Origin of the sequence: Streptomyces sp. NPDC001513 (assembly GCF_042894695.1) — a bacterium.
GTDB lineage: Bacteria > Actinomycetota > Actinomycetes > Streptomycetales > Streptomycetaceae > Streptomyces.
The window spans coordinates 179,310-194,241 of the sequence record NZ_JBIAVU010000018.1 but is presented as its reverse complement, the minus strand read 5'-3'; the positions used below and the strand labels follow the sequence as shown (position 1 = coordinate 194,241).

Here is a 14,932-nt window from a genome sequence, read left to right as displayed (position 1 = left end):
ATCCCACCGTAGTACCGTCGTGCCGGTGGCGGAGAACGCGGGCGTGATAGAGCGGATTTGGCGGTACCCGATCAAGTCGACCGGCGGCGAACGACTGCGCGGCGTACGGGTCGACGAGCGCGGCCTGGCGGGCGACCGGCTGTACGCGGTGCGGGACGCCGAGGGGAAGTTCGGCTCGGGCAAGAACACCCGGCGCTTCCGACGGATGGACGGGCTGCTCCACCTGAGCTCCCGCTACGCGCCCGGCGACCAGGAACCGGGCCTGCCGGAACTGATCGACCCGCACGGACGCGTCGTGGCCGACCCCACGGCCTACCTCCGCACCTACCTCGGCCGCGCCGACGTCGAGCTGACCCGCGAGGACGAGGTCTCGCACTTCGACCAACTGCCGCTCAGCGTCCTGACGACGGCCACCCTCGACTGGATCCGCGCCGAGGTGCCGGAGGTACCGGTCGACGAACGCCGGTTCCGGCCGAACCTCCTGCTGCGTACCCCGCCCGGCACCGCGCCGTTCGTCGAGGACGAGTGGATCGGCCGCAAGGCCCGGGTGGGCGACGCCCTCCACATCGAGTTCCTGCGCTCCAGCGAGCGGTGTGTGATGACCAACCAGGCGCAGCAGGACCTTCCGCACGCGCCGCTGATCCTGAAGATGATCGCCAGGGCGCACGACAACCGCCTCGACATGCTCGCCCGCGTCATCAGCCCGGGAACGGCCCGGGTCGGGGAGTCCGTCGTCCTCGCGTAGCGGCCGCGATCAGGTGAGCGCGGGGCGGAACCGGGACTGCCCGGATCACCTCTTGATGGCCAAAGGGGGATGGTGGATGGTCATGACAATCGCAGCGAGGTCCGTGACGGGACGCATGGTGGTGGCGGGGCTCCTGTGCGCCGTTCTGGCGGGGTGCGGGACCACCCGGGCGGGGCAGGCCGCGCCGCCCGCCGGCGTCCCCACGCTCGCGCCGACCGAGTGCGGTCTCGACGTGCCGACGGAGGAGGGCAAGGGCGGCGACGCCGGCCCCCCGACGGACCAGCAGACCGGCGGCTATGCGGGCCCGCCCACGGATGAGGACACGGGTGCTCCTGCCGGTCCGCCGACGGATGAGGACACGGGTGCTCCTGCCGGTCCGCCGACGGATGAGGACACAGGTGCTCCTGCCGGTCCGCCCACCGACGAGGACACGGGCGCACCCGCCGGTCCTCCCACCGACGAGGACACCGGCGCACCCGCCGGTCCGCCCACCGACCAGGAGACCGGCGGATACGTGGGCCCGCCCACCGACGGTGAGATGGGCAACGGCGGCGGCCCCTGCGGCCCGGCCGACTGGTTCGACATGACCCGGGACTTCAACGCCTACTACGACAAGCGCCGCACCGACCAGGACAGCGACATCCACCTCAGGGAGACCCGCGTCCGCAAGGTCCGCGCGGAAGGCGAGGCGCGCATCACCTTCACCACCAGGCAGGTGGGCAAGGGCGCCGCCGAGGACGCCCGCCGGATCGCCGACGTCTTCACCGCATGGCGCCGCCAGGTCTACGGCGACACCGGCACCCTCACCCTCCGCGCCCACGACTACGACGTCATCACCCAGAAGTGGTGACCCCGGGCCACTGCGCGTCCCAGAACGCGCAGTGGTGTTCGGCCCGCGCGTCCACCGTACGGATCCCGCCCGCGCCCGGCGCCAGCGACAACACGGCCGCCGCCGACCCGTGGCGCGGCCACTCCGGGGCACCCGGCGCCGTCGGAACACCCGTGCGGGCGAATCCGGTCCAGTAGCCGGTCATCCGGTCCGCGAGCTGCCGCTGCGGGTCACTCAGCGGAGCCATCGTGAACAGGTAGGGCAGTTCGAAACCGTGAGCCGCGCCGAACGGCAGCCCCGGCACCTCCGGCAGGCCGGTGAAGTTGGGCGCGCCGCGATCGCTGAACCGGTACTCGTACGTCGGCACGTGCCGGGCCAGCGCCGCGCCGTCCCGCAACGCCGGGCAGATGAACGACGCGTCCGTCAGCAGGGTCGCCCACGCCACCGCCGGGGTCGGGTGGGCCGACACCGGATACCGGGCCTCCACGGCGCGGGCGGCCGAGGCGCCGAACGACTGCGCCAGCCGGGCCCGGTACGCGGCTTCGTCGCCGATCGGATACGCGGCCAGGGTCTGCGCGAGGAAGAGGCGCATCTCGTCCTGCGTGGCGCCCTGCATCACCGGCACCCGGTGGAACCGCCCGGCCTCCAGCGCCCGCCGGGGCTCCAGCGGCAGTGTGCTGTTGCCGTAGGAGACCAGGGAGAAGCGCTGCATCAGCTCGGCGGTCGCGAGGGCGCCGGTGTCCAGGCGGCGCAGGCAGTCCAGTACGCCGGCGGGCCGGCCGCAGCCGAGCCGGGCCGCCGCCCGGGCGCCCTCCTCGACCGTGCGCCGCTCGGGCACGAAGGGCTCGTACCTGCCGAGGCCCGGCAGCACCGCCCGGGGAGGCATCGTGGTCGAGCACGACCCGCTCTGCACGATCGCCCTGTGGAAGAGGCCCGCGGAGGCGGGGGAGGTGAGGTGGGCGCAGACGCTGAGCGCGCCCGCCGATTCCCCGAAGACGGTGACGTCGCGCGGGTCCGCGCCGAAGCGTTCCGCGTTCGCCCGCACCCAGCGCAGCGCCGCCCGCTGGTCCGCAAGGGCGAAGTCGGGGGCCCCGCCGAGCTCCGGATGGGCGAAGAGGCCGAAGACGCCCAGCCGGTAGTTGACGGTCACCACCACGGCTCCGCCCCGCTCGGCAAGCCGCTCGGGCCGGTAGGTGTCGCCCGTGCCGCTGAAGAAGCCGCCGCCGTGGAACCAGACCATGACGGGCCGGAGCCGGCCTCCGGCCTCGGGGCCGCCCGCCGGAGCGGTGACGTTGAGGTACAGGCAGTCCTCGGAGCCGATCGGCCCGCCCGGCTCGAGCACGGGCAACTGCACACAGCGCGCCCCGGGCGCCCCGGCATCGCGTACGCCCTCCCAGCGCGGAGCCGGCTCGGGCAGCCGCCAGCGTCGGGCGCCGGTCGGCGGAGCCGCGAAGGGGATGCCCTCGAAGGTGTCGTACGCGCCGTGCGCCCGGCCGCGTACGTCCCCCCTGTCGGTGCTCACGACGGGGTCCGGGGCGACGGCGGGGCGCTCCGGCGGGGCCGCGGCGCCCAGGAGGAGCAACACGACGGGCAGCAGCAGCGCGCACCGGCGGTGGGCCTGGCGAATGTGGGGCACGCCGACGACCTTTCCCCGTGCGACCCGGGTGGGCCGGCGGGCCGGCGCGGAGACCCCCGTTTGCCCGCCCCGAATGGCGCAGTGAGCAGAACTGGCACTCAATGTAACAAAGCGTGCGCTTCCCATGACGCACGATGACCGGCGCGCGATGTGTAGACCCGCGTGTCGGCGAACGGAGCTTTCCATGAATGACCCCATCACCCTCGCGACGACGCCCCACGAAGACCGCCGCGGGACCCCCGACCCCACCGCACCGGATACACCGGACGTGCCGGACGCGCCGGACGCGCCGAACACACAGCGCATGCGGACCCTGCTGGACACGGCGGCCACCTGCCGTCCCCTCGAGGAGGTCACCGCCCTGGTGAGCCTCCTCAAGGAGGGCGGCCGGCTGCCCGACGCCGGACACGACGCACTGCGCACGGCCGCCGTGACCCGGCCCGTGCAGGACGTGGAACGGATGGTCGCCCTCCTGGGCGCGTCACCGCACGAGGGGGGCGAAGCGGACATCACGCTGCGCGCCGCCGCCGTCGGACGGTCCATCGAGGACGTGGCCCTGCTGGTCACCATCCTCGGGAAGGACGAGGCCGGCGCGGCGGACCGGCAGCGCCGGGCCGGTCCCACCGAGCAGGACGACGAGGAGCTCCACCACGAGCCCGAAGACGAGCCCTACGACGAGCGGTTCGAGGAGCCGTACGAGCTGCCGTACACGGAGCTGTACGACGCGCCGTACCAGGAGAGGCACCAGGAGCGGCAGCACGAGAGGCACCCGGAGCGGCACGGGCAGCGGCAGCACGACCCGCGCCGGCGCGCCGCCCCCGTCGCCGAACCGGCCGGCTCCCCGGCCCTGCGGCACGTACTGCGCTGGCCCGTGGCCCTCGCCCTGCTGGTCTGCGGCGCACTGCACCTGCCGAACGACCTGACGGCCCTGCCGTCCGCGGCCCCCGCCGACTTCCTGCCCCTCCTCGTCGCGCTGCTCTGCCTGGGCGTCGGCGCGCTCGTGGCGCTCCGGGACACCCCCGGTGTGTGGCGGGCCGGCGCGGTCACGGGCACCGGAGTGGTGGCCCTGCACGTCCTCGGCGGATCGGCGGGCTTCGACCCGCTGGCCGGCGCCGTGGGCTCCACCCTGGCCTGGGCGGGCGTCACCGTCGTGCTGTGCGCGGCGGCCGGCGCGGTCCTCGCCGGACTGGCCCTGAGGAACCGTCCGGAGCACTCGGCCTGACCCGCGGCCCCTCCGCCCGACCGGCACCCCGCGCCCCGTGCGCGGGGTGCCGTGTCATGCGCGCCGTGTCATGCGAGCAGGTTCACCGCCCCGGTGAACACGCGCGGGAGCCGGGCGGCCAGCGGGACGATCCGCGGGGCGAGCCGCCGCTGGTGACGGGCCCAGAGCAGGGAGGTCGTGAGGGTGCGGTAGCCGCGCGACAGGTCCCGCCAGGCCTGCTCGTACGCCGCCGGCCGGCCCTCCCGCACGCAGCGCACCAGCTCGCCCGCCGCCGTCACGGCGAGGGTGAGGCCCTCGCCGGTCAGCGCGTCCACGTACCCCGCCGCGTCCCCCACGAACAGCACCCGCCCGGCCACCCGTACGCGGGCCCCCTGCCGCAGCGGACCGGCCCCGCGCACCGGCGTACGGTCGGCGCCCGCGCCCAGGCGCTCCGCCAGCAGCGGGAAGCGGGCGAGCTGTACGTCGAAGGGGGCCTGTTCGGTGGTCAGTACGGCCACGCCGACCCGGTCGGGCGCCAGCGGGGTGACGTAGGCCTCGCACCGCGCCGACCAGTGCACCTCGACGAGGTCGCTCCACGGCGCCACGGAGTAGTGGCGGCGCAGTCCGTAGCGGGCCGGCCGGCGGGGAGCGGGCGGCGCCGAGAGCCCGAGCCCGCGCCGGACCGGGGAGTGCAGGCCGTCGGCAGCAACGAGGTAGCGGGCGGTCAGGCCCGCGGCGCTGACGTGGTGCGCGTCCTGGCGCACCTGGTCGACGCGCCGGCGGAGCACCCGTACGCCGAGCTGCGCGGCGCGTTCGGCCAGTGCGGCCTGCAGCACCGTCCGTCGGGCGCCGAGGCCCGGGCCGGACCGGAAGCGGCCCTCCGCCTGCCGGCCGCTGACGGCGTCCACGTACCGGATGCCGTGGAACGGCTGCCCGGCCACGGGGACGCCCAGCTCCAGCAGCCGGCGTACGCCGCCCGGCATCAGCCCTTCCCCGCAGGCCTTGTCGATGGGCGTGGGCCTCGGCTCCACGACCACCACCTCCAGACCGGCGAGAGCGCCGTGGATGGCGGTGGCCAGCCCGGCCGGACCGCCGCCCGCGATCAGCAGGTCGATCACCGCCTGGCGCCCGCGGAGTGCACGGAGGCGGGCGCGCGCAGCCGGCCGCCGTCCGTCAGGGCGGCGTCCTCACAGCCGATCCGGACGCGCAGCAGGATCAGGTTGAGCACGGTGAAGCCGAGCGCGGTCAGCCAGGCCGAGTGCACGAGCGGGAGCGCGATCCCCTCGGCGACCACCGCCACGTAGTTGGGATGGCGCAGCAGCCGGTACGGTCCCGCCTCCACCAGCGGCAGACCGGGGACGACGAGCACCCGGGTGTTCCAGCGCCGCCCGAGGGTGGCGATGCACCACCAGCGCAAGCCCTGGGCGGCCACGACGACGGCGAGGGCCGACCAGCCGAGCAGCGGGACGAACGGCCGGCCGGCGGCCAGGGGTTCCACCACGCAGCCCACCAGCAGCGCGGTGTGCAGGGCGACCATGGCCGGGTAGTGGCCGCGGCCGTACTCGCGTCCGCCCCGGGCCAGGCTCCAGGCGGTGTGGCGGCGGGCCGTGATCAGCTCGGCGAGGCGCTCGGCGACGACGAGTCCGATGAGCAGCAGGTAGAGGCCGAGGGAGGAGGGAAGGGAGGTCAAGGAGCTCATGAGGTCACCGGGTCCATCGCGTTCGTCGGGTCACCAGCGGAGGAGGACGAGTTCGGAGGCGAAGCCCGGACCGAAGCCGAGCATCAGGCCGACCGATCCGGGCCGCGGCCCCGCGCTCTGGACGCCGTCCAGGATGTGCAGGACCGAGGCGGAGGAGAGGTTGCCCACGGCCGCGAGCGAACGCCGGCTCGCGGCGAAGGCCCGCTCCGGCAGTGCGAGCGCGTCGGAGAGCGCGTCGAGGATCTTCGGGCCGCCGGGATGGCAGATCCACGCGTCGACGTCCGCGGGCTTGAGGTCGTGGGCGGCGAGGAAGGTCTCGACCTCCTCGGCCACGTGCAGCCTGACCAGGTCGGGGAGCTCACGGCCGAGCACCATGCGCATCCCCCAGTGGCCGATGTCCCAGCCGAGCAGGTGCTCGGTGCCCGGATAGAGCCGGCTGCGGGCCGCCACCACCTCGGGCCCGGCGCCGGTGGCATGGAGGGGATGGTCGCGGCCGACCGCCAGCAGGGCGCCCGCGCCGTCCCCGAAGAGGGCCCCGGCCACCAGGTTCGCCATCGAGGTGTCCGTGGACTGGAGGGTGAGCGAACACAGCTCGGTCGACAGCAGCAGGGCCGCATGGCCCGAGCGGCCCGTCAGGTGGTCGTGGAGATGTCCGACCCCGGCGGCGCCGGCCGCGCAGCCGAGGCCGAAGAGCGGCACCCGCCGCACGTCGGGCCGTAGCCCGGCGCGGGTGGCGAGCCGGGCCTCCAGCGAGGGCGTCGCGAGCCCGGTCACCGTGGTCGACATGATCAGGTCGAGCTCTCCCGGCGCCAGGCCGGCGTCGTGAAGGGCGAGTTCGAGGGCGCGGGCGCCGAGTTCCAGGGCCGTCTCGACGAACAGGGCGTTCGTCGTGCCGAAGTCGTTCGCCGGACCGTACCGGTCCAGCGGGAGCGCGAGATGGCGGCGCTCCACGCGCACCGAGGCGTGGACCCGGCGCAGCAGGGCCGTATCGGAGCCGGACGGCATGAAGCGGGCGAGCGCCTCCGTGATCTCGGCTTGGGGATGGAGATGGGGAGGGAACACGCTGCGCACTGCCAGAACACGTGTCATTGATTCACCATAGGAAACAACTGACACATCGTTATGAATCAGGAGAACCGGGCGCGGCGCCGCATACCGTGTCGACGTGCCCGCGCGAACCCCGCAGACCCCCGAAACGACCGCCGCCCCCAAGACGACCGCCGCCCCCGAGACGACCGCCGACACGACCGCGCCCCCCGAGAGCAACGCGCCCACCAGCACCGACCCTCCGGCCGGGGCCGGAAGCACCGTGTCCGGCCTGCTCGCGGCATGCCACCCGCTGCCCGCGGCGGCCGTCACCCTCTTCAGCGCCGCCCTGACGGCCGCAGCGGGCCGCGGCCTGCCGGGGGCGGCCGTCACGGTGGGCGCGGTGGCCGCCGGACAGCTGTCGGTGGGCTGGTGCAACGACCGCGCAGACCTGCGGCGCGACCTGGCCACCGGCCGACGGGACAAACCCCTGGTCGCCGGTACGGTGTCGGCCGCCGCCGTGACCCGGGCGGCGGCCCTGGCCCTGCTGCTCTGCGTCCCGCTGTCGCTGGCCGCCGGGCTCCTCGCCGGCGCCGTTCACCTCGTCGGCGTCGCGGCCGCCTGGGCGTACAACCTCCGGCTGAAGGGCACGGCCGCCTCCTGGGCCCCGTACGCCCTGGCCTTCGGCCTGCTGCCCGCCTTCGTCACCCTCGGGCTGCCCGGCGCGCCCTGGCCGCCGCCGTGGCTCACGGCCGCAGCGGCCCTGCTCGGCGCGGGCGCGCACTTCGCCAACGTACTGCCCGACATCGAGGACGACCTGGCCACCGGCGTGGTGGGACTGCCCCAGCGGCTCGGCGTACGGCGCTCGGCGGCGCTGGCCGCCCTGCTCGTCCTCGGCTCGACCACGGCCCTGGTCGCGGGACCGCCGGGGCGGGTGACGGCGTACGGCTGGGGGCTGCTGGCCGCGACGGCGGCGGCGCTGCTCCTCGCCGCCCGCCGGCCCACCGGAAGGCTGCCGTTCCTGACCACCATGGGGGTGGCCGCGGCCGACGTGGTCCTGCTGCTCGTCGAGCTCCGCCCCTCCTGAGCCGCCGTCCTTCCGGCGGGACCGCGCGCCAGGCGGCCGGTGTGACGGCGGGCCTCACGTGGCGCGTCGGGTGTCGGTCCAGGTCAGGAGCCGGTCCGCGGGCCAGGTGTTGATGATCCGCTCGGCCGGGACGCCGCATTCCACGGCCCGTTCGCAGCCGAGGATCTGCCAGTCCAGCTGGCCGGGGGCGTGCGCGTCCGTGTCGATCGCGAAGAAGGTGCCGGCCGCCACGGCCAGGCGCAGCAGCCGCCGGGGCGGGTCCAGGCGCTCGGGCCGGCTGTTGATCTCCACGGCCGTACCCGCCTCCGCACAGGCCGCGAAGACGGCCTCGGCGTCGAACTGCGACTCCGGCCGGGTGTGGCCGGTGACCAGCCGCCCCGTGCAGTGGCCCAGGACGTCCAGCAGCGGATTGCGCACGGCGGCCAGCAGCCGCCGGGTCATCGACGGGGCGTCCATCCGCAGTTTCGAGTGCACCGAGCCGACGACGAGGTCGAGCCGCTCCAGCAGCTCCGGCTCCTGGTCCAGCGCCCCGTCGTCGAGGATGTCGCACTCGATTCCGGTGAGGAGCCGGAAGGGCGCCCACGTGTCGTTGAGCTCGGCCACCACCCCCAGCTGCTCGCGCAGCCGCTCCGGGGAGAGCCCCCGGGCCACGGTCAGCCGCGGCGAGTGGTCGGTCAGTACGGCCCAGTCGTGGCCCAGCGCGGCCGCCGCCCGGCCCATCGCCTCGATCGGACTGCCGCCGTCCGACCAGTCCGAGTGCACGTGGCAGTCCCCGCGGAGCGCTGTCCGCAGCGCGGTGGCGGCGGGCGTGGCCGGCGGTCCCTCGGGGAGCGCCGCGGCCTCGTCCTCCAGGCCCTGCAGATAGACGGGCACCGCCCCGTCGAGGGCTTCCCGTACGACCTGGGCCGTCTTGGGGCCGATGCCCTTGACGGTCTCCAGGGAGCCCGCCGCGACCCGCTCGGCCACCTCCCGCTCGCCCATCCGCGCGAGAGCCGCGGACGCCGTCCGGAAGGCCCGTACCCGGTAGGTGGGGGCCTGTGCGCGCTCCAGCAGGAAGGCGATCCGGTCCAGCGCCGCCACCGGTTCCATCGCGTACCTCCTGCCGTCCCGGACCCAGTGTCCGGCGCGGGAGGCCGCTACGCCTCTCCTGCCTCCCGCGGCACGGCCGCGTCGAGGGCGGTGGTGAGGCGGTTCAGGCGCGTCTGGAGGTCGAGGATCTCGGCGAGCTCGAAGCCGGTCGCGGCCGCGATCCGCCGGGGCACCTCCACCGCGCGCACGCGCAGCGCGGCGCCCTCCTCGGTCAGGTGGGCGTGGACGGAGCGCTCGTCCTCGGTGCTGCGCTCGCGGCGGACCAGCCCGGCCGTCTCCAGCCGCTTGAGCAGCGGGGACAGCGTGCCCGAGTCCAGCCGGAGGTGCTGCCCGATCTCCTTGACCGGCAGCTCGCCGTGCTCCCAGAGCACCAGCATCACCAGGTACTGCGGGTAGGTGAGCCCCAGGTCCTTGAGGACGACGCGGTAGAGGCCGCCGAAGGCGCGGCTCGCGGCGTTCAGCGCGAAGCAGATCTGGCCGTCCAGGCGCAGGAAGTCCTGGTCGGGGTGGGTCGCGGTCGGCTGCTCGGTCATGCCGGCCAGTGTACCCGGACCAGACTTGAACACATTGAATTGCGCACAACTGAATTGCGTGCTCTACTAATGGAGCGCGGCCGACCACCGGCCGCCGCCACGGTTCATTTCTGCGAGAGGAACTCTCATGGACGCGCTCTACACCGCTGTCGCCACCGCCAACGGCCGCGAGGGCCGCACCGTCAGCTCCGACGGCCAGATCGACCTCGCCCTCGCCATGCCCCCGGCGCTCGGCGGCAACGGGCAGGGCACCAACCCCGAGCAGCTCTTCGCGGCCGGCTACGCCGCCTGCTTCGCCAGCGCGCTCGGCCTCGTCGGCCGCCAGGCCAAGGCCGACACCAGCGAGGTCTCGGTCACCGCGGAGGTCTCCATCGGCAAGGACGGCGCCGGCTTCGGCCTGGGCGTCACCCTGCGCGTCGAGCTCCCCGAGTCCCTGGCCGGCGAGACCGGCGCCCTGCTGGTGAAGCAGGCGCACGAGGTCTGCCCGTACTCCCGCGCCACCCGCGGCAACATCGACGTCGACCTCGTGATCGAGTAAAGATGCCGCACACCCGGCGCGCGGCCACCATGGAGGGGCACCGATCCCCAGGGGGGCCGCACGCCGGGAGGCGCCAGTGGCGCGCACCTACGCAACAGACGTCCTGGTCGTCGGCGCCGGCCCGGTCGGACTGACCGCCGCGGCCGAACTCCGCAGGCGCGGAGTCTCCTGCCGGATCGTGGACCGGCTGCCCGCCCGGCTGCCGTTCGCCAAGGCCGTGGGCGTCCAGCCGCGCACCCTGGAGATCTGGGACCGGATGGGACTGGTCCGCGCGGCCCTGGAGGCTGCCGTCCCGATGCGCGGCCAGTACCTGTACGTCAACGGCATCGAACAACTGCGCATCGACCTCGCCCTGCCGCCCGAAGTGCCCTACGGGTTCGCGGCGCTGCCCCAGTACGAGACCGAGCGCATCCTCGACGAGTTCCTGGGCCGCTTCGGCACCGCCGTCGAACGCGGCACCGAGCTGGTGTCGTTCCGGCAGGACGCCCACGGCGTGACCTGCCGGCTCCACACCCCGTCCGGCGCCGAGGAAGAGGTGCGCACCCTTTTCCTGGTGGGCTGCGACGGCGCGCACAGCATCGTCCGCAAGGGGCTCGGGCTCAGCTACGAGGGCGGAGCCTTCCCCGAGGAATACATGCTCGCCGACGTACGGGTGGACTGGGACCTGCCGAGCGGGTTCGGCGTACGCTCCCTGCACCGCGACGGTGACGGCGCCGTCGACGACCTGCTGGTGTGCATCCCGCTGCCCGGCCAGGGCCGGTACCGGATGTCGATGATGGTGCCGCCCGAACTCTCCACCGCGCGGCAGACCGAGGACGCGGACGCCTCCGACGGCATCACCCACGGCCTGCAGAGCAGCCGGGCCCCCGGACTGGCGGACATCCAGACCGTCCTGGACCGGCTGTCACCCGAGCCGACCACCGCTTCCGACATCCGCTGGGCCTCGGTGTTCCGCATCAGCCACCGGATCGTGGACCGGTACGGGGACGGCCGGGTCTTCGTCGCCGGGGACGCGGCCCACATCCACCCGCCGACCGGCGCCCAGGGCATGAACACCGGTATCCAGGACGCCTGGAACCTGGCCTGGAAACTCGCCCTCGCGGTCCGGGGCGCGGCCCACCCCGCCCTCCTCGCCAGCTACGACGCCGAGCGCCGGCCCGTCGGCGAGGAAGTCGTCGGCCGCACCGTGCGGCACGCCGCCCAGGGATTCGAGGCCCACCCGGACGACCCGGAGACCCTGATGCTGCGCGAGGCCCAACTCCTCGTCGGCTACCGGGGAAGCCCGGTCGTGGACCCGCCCGGTGCGGGCCGGGGGCCCCGGCCGGGCGACCGGGCGCCGGACTGCGGCGGGCTCACCGGGCACATCGCCGCCTACCCGCTGAGGCTGTACGACCTCCTGCGGGAGCGCGAGCACCTCCTCCTGCTGTACGGGACCGGGCCCGGCCTCGACGAACTCCTCCGGACGGCACGGGAGTCCTCCGGGGGCCGGGTGGAGGTTTGCGTGGTGCTCCCGGCCGACGCCCCGCCCGACGGCCAGGCCGGTGCGACCCCGCTGCCGGCGTACCGGGACACCCGCGGCGAATTCGCCCGCCTCTACGCGGTCGACCAGCCGACGGCCTTTGTGATCCGCCCGGACGGCTACCTCGGCGCCCGCCTCACCCCGCCCGCCGCGCAGCCACTGGCCGCCCACCTCGGGGCCGTCTTCGCCACGAACGACGAGGCCTGACGGCGAAGTCTGCGGGTACCAGCCGTCAGGCCCGGCCGTCGGCGCGGGCCGCCTCACGGCGCCCGCGCTTGCCCAGCGGAGCCTGCGACAGGTCCTGGGCCTGCGACTTCAGCTGCTTGAAGCCGTAACCGCGCTCGGTCAGCCAGCTCTCCGCCGCCAGCTCCGCACGGGCCGTCGCGTCGAGGATGTCCTCCTCGGCCTCGCCCGATTCCAGGAAGCGGAAGGTGAAGAAGGGCCGGGCCGCGAGGTCGTACGTCAGGTGCCCCTCGGCGGTGAACTCCGCGCGCAGCATGTCGTGCTGGGGCGCGGCCGCGAGCAGCTCGGCCCGCTGGCCGTCGGTCAGACCGTCGAACGCACCGCGGACGGTGATACGGAAGGTACGGGTACTCATCCCGGCAGAGTAGATCGGCCGCTGCGCCCCATGCACCCGGATATCCGCCGGTCCGCCCCGTCCACCGCCCCCGGCCACCGCCGGGGCACCTGGCGGAAAGCCGCCCACGCCCTGAAAGCCACGTCGGACACCCGGTTTTGGATTGCCGGACGATCCTCAATACGATCCGGCGATGATCACAAGAAAACGGCTGGCGACCGGGGCGTGCGGCCTGCTCGCCGCCCTGGCCGTCGGGCTCTTCCCGGCGAGCGCCACCGCCGCCGACGGACCGACGGCGAAGGAACCCCCCAAGGTCGATCTCGTCCTGGACGTCAGCGGCTCCATGCGGGCGACCGACATCGACGGCCAGTCCCGGATGGCCGCGGCGAAGCAGGCCTTCAACGAGGTCATCGACGCCGTACCCGCCGAGGTGCAACTCGGCATACGGACCCTGGGCGCGACCTACCCCGGCGAGGACAGGGCGCTCGGCTGCAAGGACACCAAGCAGCTCTACCCGGTCGGGCCGCTCGACCGGACCGAGGCCAAGACGGCCGTGGCCACCCTCGCCCCCACCGGCTGGACCCCGATCGGACCGGCCCTCCAGGGCGCGGCCCAGGACCTCGAAGGCGGCAACGCCACCAAGCGGATCGTGCTCATCACCGACGGCGAGGACACCTGCGCCCCGCTCGACCCGTGCGAAGTGGCCCGCGAGATCGCCGCCAAGGGCATCCACCTGGTCATCGACACCCTCGGCCTGGTACCCGACGCGAAGACCCGGGCCCAGCTGACCTGTATCGCCGAGGCCACCGGCGGAACGTACACCTCGGTGCAGCACAAGGCGGAACTCTCCAGCAGAGTGCGCCAACTCGTCGACCGGGCCGCCGACCCGGTCGTCAACCCGGTGGCGACCGAGGGCGCCAAGCAGTGCGAGGGCGCCCCGCAGCTGAAGGCCGGCCTCTACAGCGACCGCGAGACCTTCGGCGAGCACCGCTGGTACCGGGTGGACGTCCTCCCCGGCCAGGAGCTGCGCGCCTCGGTGAGCATCGGCGCCGACCGCGCCGTCAACAAGGACTACGGAGTCCTGCTGCGCGCCACGACCGTCCACGGGCGGGAGATCGTGCGCGGCTCGGAGGCGGGCGACGGGCGCACCGACGCCCTCTCCACCGGACTGAGGTACCCGAAGGCCGAGATCGACGACGACGAGGACGGGGACGCGAAGCCGGCGGCGGAGACCGTCTGCCTCCAGGTCAGCAACTCCTTCTCCGCTCCCGCGTCCGTCAAGACCACCCCGGGCATGCCCGTCGAGCTGACCATCGACCTGGTGGACGGCCCCGACGGCGCCTCCGACGTGGCCGCCTTCGGCCTCGGCCGCGGCTGGTGGCTGCTGGCCGTGCTGGCGCTCACCGGACTGCTGGCCGGTCTGGTGTGGGGATGGATCTCGCGCTGGCGCATCTCCGTCTGGAGGACCAACTGATGCGTACCGTACGCACACTGACCGCCGCCCTCCTCGCCGGAGCCGCCGCCCTCGCGGTGGCGGGTACGGCCGTGGGCACGGCGGTCGCGGACACGCCGTCGGCGAGCCCCACCGCCACCCCGGGCAAGGGCAAGGCCGACTCCGCCCCGACCGAGGCGGGCACCGGCTTCCGTACCGCCGCGGCGTTCCGGCCGGGCCAGAAGGCCACGGCCGAAGCGTCCACCGGCGACTACCTCTACTGGGTGCTGCCGCTCGACGTGCAGCAGCGCGCCACCGTGAAGGCCGCGGTCACGCTGCCCGCGTCGGCGAGCCGGCACGGCGCCTCGACCTGGCAGCTCGACGTGTACGACGGGCTGCGCCGCCGGCAGGCGTGCACGTACGGCACGCAGAGCGCGGCCGCGGCGAAGGAAGCCGCGTCCGTCGAACTGTCCTGCACCCTGCGCACGGTCCGCGCCGGCGCCGAGCAGTGGGCCAACGACCCGCTGCCGGGCAGCTATTACGTCCGCCTGACGGTCGTGAACCTGCCGGAGGAGGACCTGGGCCTGCCGGTGCGCGCGGCCGTCGAGGCCGACGTGAAGGAGACCGGCGGCGTCCACGCGGTGGACGGCGCCCTCTCCACGCCCCTGGTCGCCGGCACCGTGACCGCGTCCCTGCGCGAGCCGGAGGACGGCTGGTCCGGCGGCTGGTGGTCGGACCGCTGGATCTGGACCGCGATGGGCGGGGTGCTCGCAGCCGCCGCGGGCATGTTCGGGTACTCCCTGACGCGCGGCTCGGGCCGGCCCTCGCGGGTGCCGAACGGCGCCTGACGGAGCGGGCAGGCCTGAACGGTCCTGTACGACAAGGAGGTGGGGGGGGGGCGGGGGGGGCCCCCCCCGGCGGGGGGGGGCCGGGGGGGGGGGGCGGGGGGGGGGGGGGGGGGGCGGGGGCGGGGGCCGGCGCGCCCGGGCCCCCCCCCCCCCCCCCCCCCCCCCCCCCCCCC

At 74.7% G+C, this 14,932-nt stretch carries 15 protein-coding genes; 8 read left to right on the top strand and 7 right to left on the bottom strand.

Features of this window, described 5'->3' with window-relative positions; all coding sequences use genetic code 11:
* The first annotated feature begins 25 nt into the window (after positions 1-25).
* The gene (locus tag ACFYZ4_RS34330; protein WP_351299493.1) at positions 26-745 is read left to right on the top strand and encodes an MOSC domain-containing protein; all 720 of its coding nucleotides are present in this window, start codon (positions 26-28) and stop codon (positions 743-745) included.
* An 82-nt stretch (positions 746-827) separates the two neighbouring features.
* Positions 828-1,595, top strand: a complete 768-nt coding sequence (locus ACFYZ4_RS34325) for a hypothetical protein (RefSeq protein WP_351299490.1) — start codon at positions 828-830, stop codon at positions 1,593-1,595.
* Here ACFYZ4_RS34325 and ACFYZ4_RS34320 read toward each other — a convergent pair.
* Positions 1,579-3,210: a carboxylesterase family protein gene (locus tag ACFYZ4_RS34320; protein ID WP_351299487.1), complete on the bottom strand. Its 1,632-nt coding sequence runs from the start codon at positions 3,208-3,210 to the stop codon at positions 1,579-1,581. The two genes, ACFYZ4_RS34325 and ACFYZ4_RS34320, sit on opposite strands and share 17 nt — an antisense overlap.
* A 184-nt stretch (positions 3,211-3,394) precedes the next feature.
* Here ACFYZ4_RS34320 and ACFYZ4_RS34315 point away from each other — a divergent pair, with 184 nt between their 5' ends.
* The gene (locus ACFYZ4_RS34315; RefSeq protein ID WP_351299484.1) at positions 3,395-4,432 is read left to right on the top strand and encodes a hypothetical protein; all 1,038 of its coding nucleotides are present in this window, start codon (positions 3,395-3,397) and stop codon (positions 4,430-4,432) included.
* A 68-nt stretch (positions 4,433-4,500) separates the two neighbouring features.
* Here the strand turns inward: ACFYZ4_RS34315 and ACFYZ4_RS34310 are convergent, their stop codons facing one another.
* From ACFYZ4_RS34310 to ACFYZ4_RS34300, 3 genes are read right to left on the bottom strand one after another with little or no spacing between them, the layout of a single operon-like run.
* On the bottom strand, positions 4,501-5,529 hold the full coding sequence (locus tag ACFYZ4_RS34310; RefSeq protein ID WP_351299481.1) for an NAD(P)/FAD-dependent oxidoreductase: 1,029 nt from the start codon (positions 5,527-5,529) through the stop codon (positions 4,501-4,503).
* The gene (locus ACFYZ4_RS34305; protein WP_351299478.1) at positions 5,526-6,110 is read right to left on the bottom strand and encodes an isoprenylcysteine carboxyl methyltransferase family protein; all 585 of its coding nucleotides are present in this window, start codon (positions 6,108-6,110) and stop codon (positions 5,526-5,528) included. The genes ACFYZ4_RS34310 and ACFYZ4_RS34305 overlap by 4 nt, the downstream gene beginning before the upstream one ends.
* Before the next feature lie 30 nt (positions 6,111-6,140).
* Positions 6,141-7,199 (bottom strand): 3-oxoacyl-[acyl-carrier-protein] synthase III C-terminal domain-containing protein, encoded by a 1,059-nt coding sequence (locus ACFYZ4_RS34300; protein ID WP_351299475.1) that lies wholly within the window; start codon positions 7,197-7,199, stop codon positions 6,141-6,143.
* A gap of 76 nt (positions 7,200-7,275) precedes the next feature.
* Between ACFYZ4_RS34300 and ACFYZ4_RS34295 the strand changes: the two genes are divergently transcribed.
* Positions 7,276-8,223 carry a UbiA family prenyltransferase gene (locus ACFYZ4_RS34295; protein ID WP_351299472.1) on the top strand — a complete coding sequence of 316 codons (948 nt, stop codon included), beginning with the start codon at positions 7,276-7,278 and terminating at the stop codon, positions 8,221-8,223.
* Between the two features lie 54 nt (positions 8,224-8,277).
* Here the strand turns inward: ACFYZ4_RS34295 and ACFYZ4_RS34290 are convergent, their stop codons facing one another.
* Positions 8,278-9,312: a PHP domain-containing protein gene (locus ACFYZ4_RS34290; protein WP_351299469.1), complete on the bottom strand. Its 1,035-nt coding sequence runs from the start codon at positions 9,310-9,312 to the stop codon at positions 8,278-8,280.
* A gap of 47 nt (positions 9,313-9,359) precedes the next feature.
* Positions 9,360-9,845 carry a MarR family transcriptional regulator gene (locus ACFYZ4_RS34285; RefSeq protein WP_351299466.1) on the bottom strand — a complete coding sequence of 162 codons (486 nt, stop codon included), beginning with the start codon at positions 9,843-9,845 and terminating at the stop codon, positions 9,360-9,362.
* A 127-nt stretch (positions 9,846-9,972) separates the two neighbouring features.
* On the opposite strand from ACFYZ4_RS34285, the gene ACFYZ4_RS34280 reads away from it, so the two are divergent.
* Together ACFYZ4_RS34280 and ACFYZ4_RS34275 are read left to right on the top strand one after the other, a co-directional pair.
* Positions 9,973-10,383 (top strand): organic hydroperoxide resistance protein, encoded by a 411-nt coding sequence (locus ACFYZ4_RS34280; protein ID WP_030770995.1) that lies wholly within the window; start codon positions 9,973-9,975, stop codon positions 10,381-10,383.
* Positions 10,384-10,459: 76 nt separating this feature from the next.
* Positions 10,460-12,109, top strand: a complete 1,650-nt coding sequence (locus ACFYZ4_RS34275) for an FAD-dependent monooxygenase (RefSeq protein WP_390785757.1) — start codon at positions 10,460-10,462, stop codon at positions 12,107-12,109.
* Between the two features lie 25 nt (positions 12,110-12,134).
* On the opposite strand, the gene ACFYZ4_RS34270 is transcribed toward ACFYZ4_RS34275, so the two are convergent.
* Positions 12,135-12,500: a DUF6204 family protein gene (locus tag ACFYZ4_RS34270; RefSeq protein ID WP_390785756.1), complete on the bottom strand. Its 366-nt coding sequence runs from the start codon at positions 12,498-12,500 to the stop codon at positions 12,135-12,137.
* Between the two features lie 172 nt (positions 12,501-12,672).
* On the opposite strand from ACFYZ4_RS34270, the gene ACFYZ4_RS34265 reads away from it, so the two are divergent.
* Together ACFYZ4_RS34265 and ACFYZ4_RS34260 are read left to right on the top strand one after the other, a co-directional pair.
* A complete protein-coding gene (locus tag ACFYZ4_RS34265; protein WP_390785755.1) occupies positions 12,673-13,953 on the top strand; it encodes a VWA domain-containing protein in 1,281 nt (426 codons plus the stop codon).
* Positions 13,953-14,759 carry a hypothetical protein gene (locus ACFYZ4_RS34260; protein ID WP_351299454.1) on the top strand — a complete coding sequence of 269 codons (807 nt, stop codon included), beginning with the start codon at positions 13,953-13,955 and terminating at the stop codon, positions 14,757-14,759. Before ACFYZ4_RS34265 ends, ACFYZ4_RS34260 begins: the two co-directional genes overlap by 1 nt.
* Positions 14,760-14,932 lie beyond the last annotated feature (173 nt).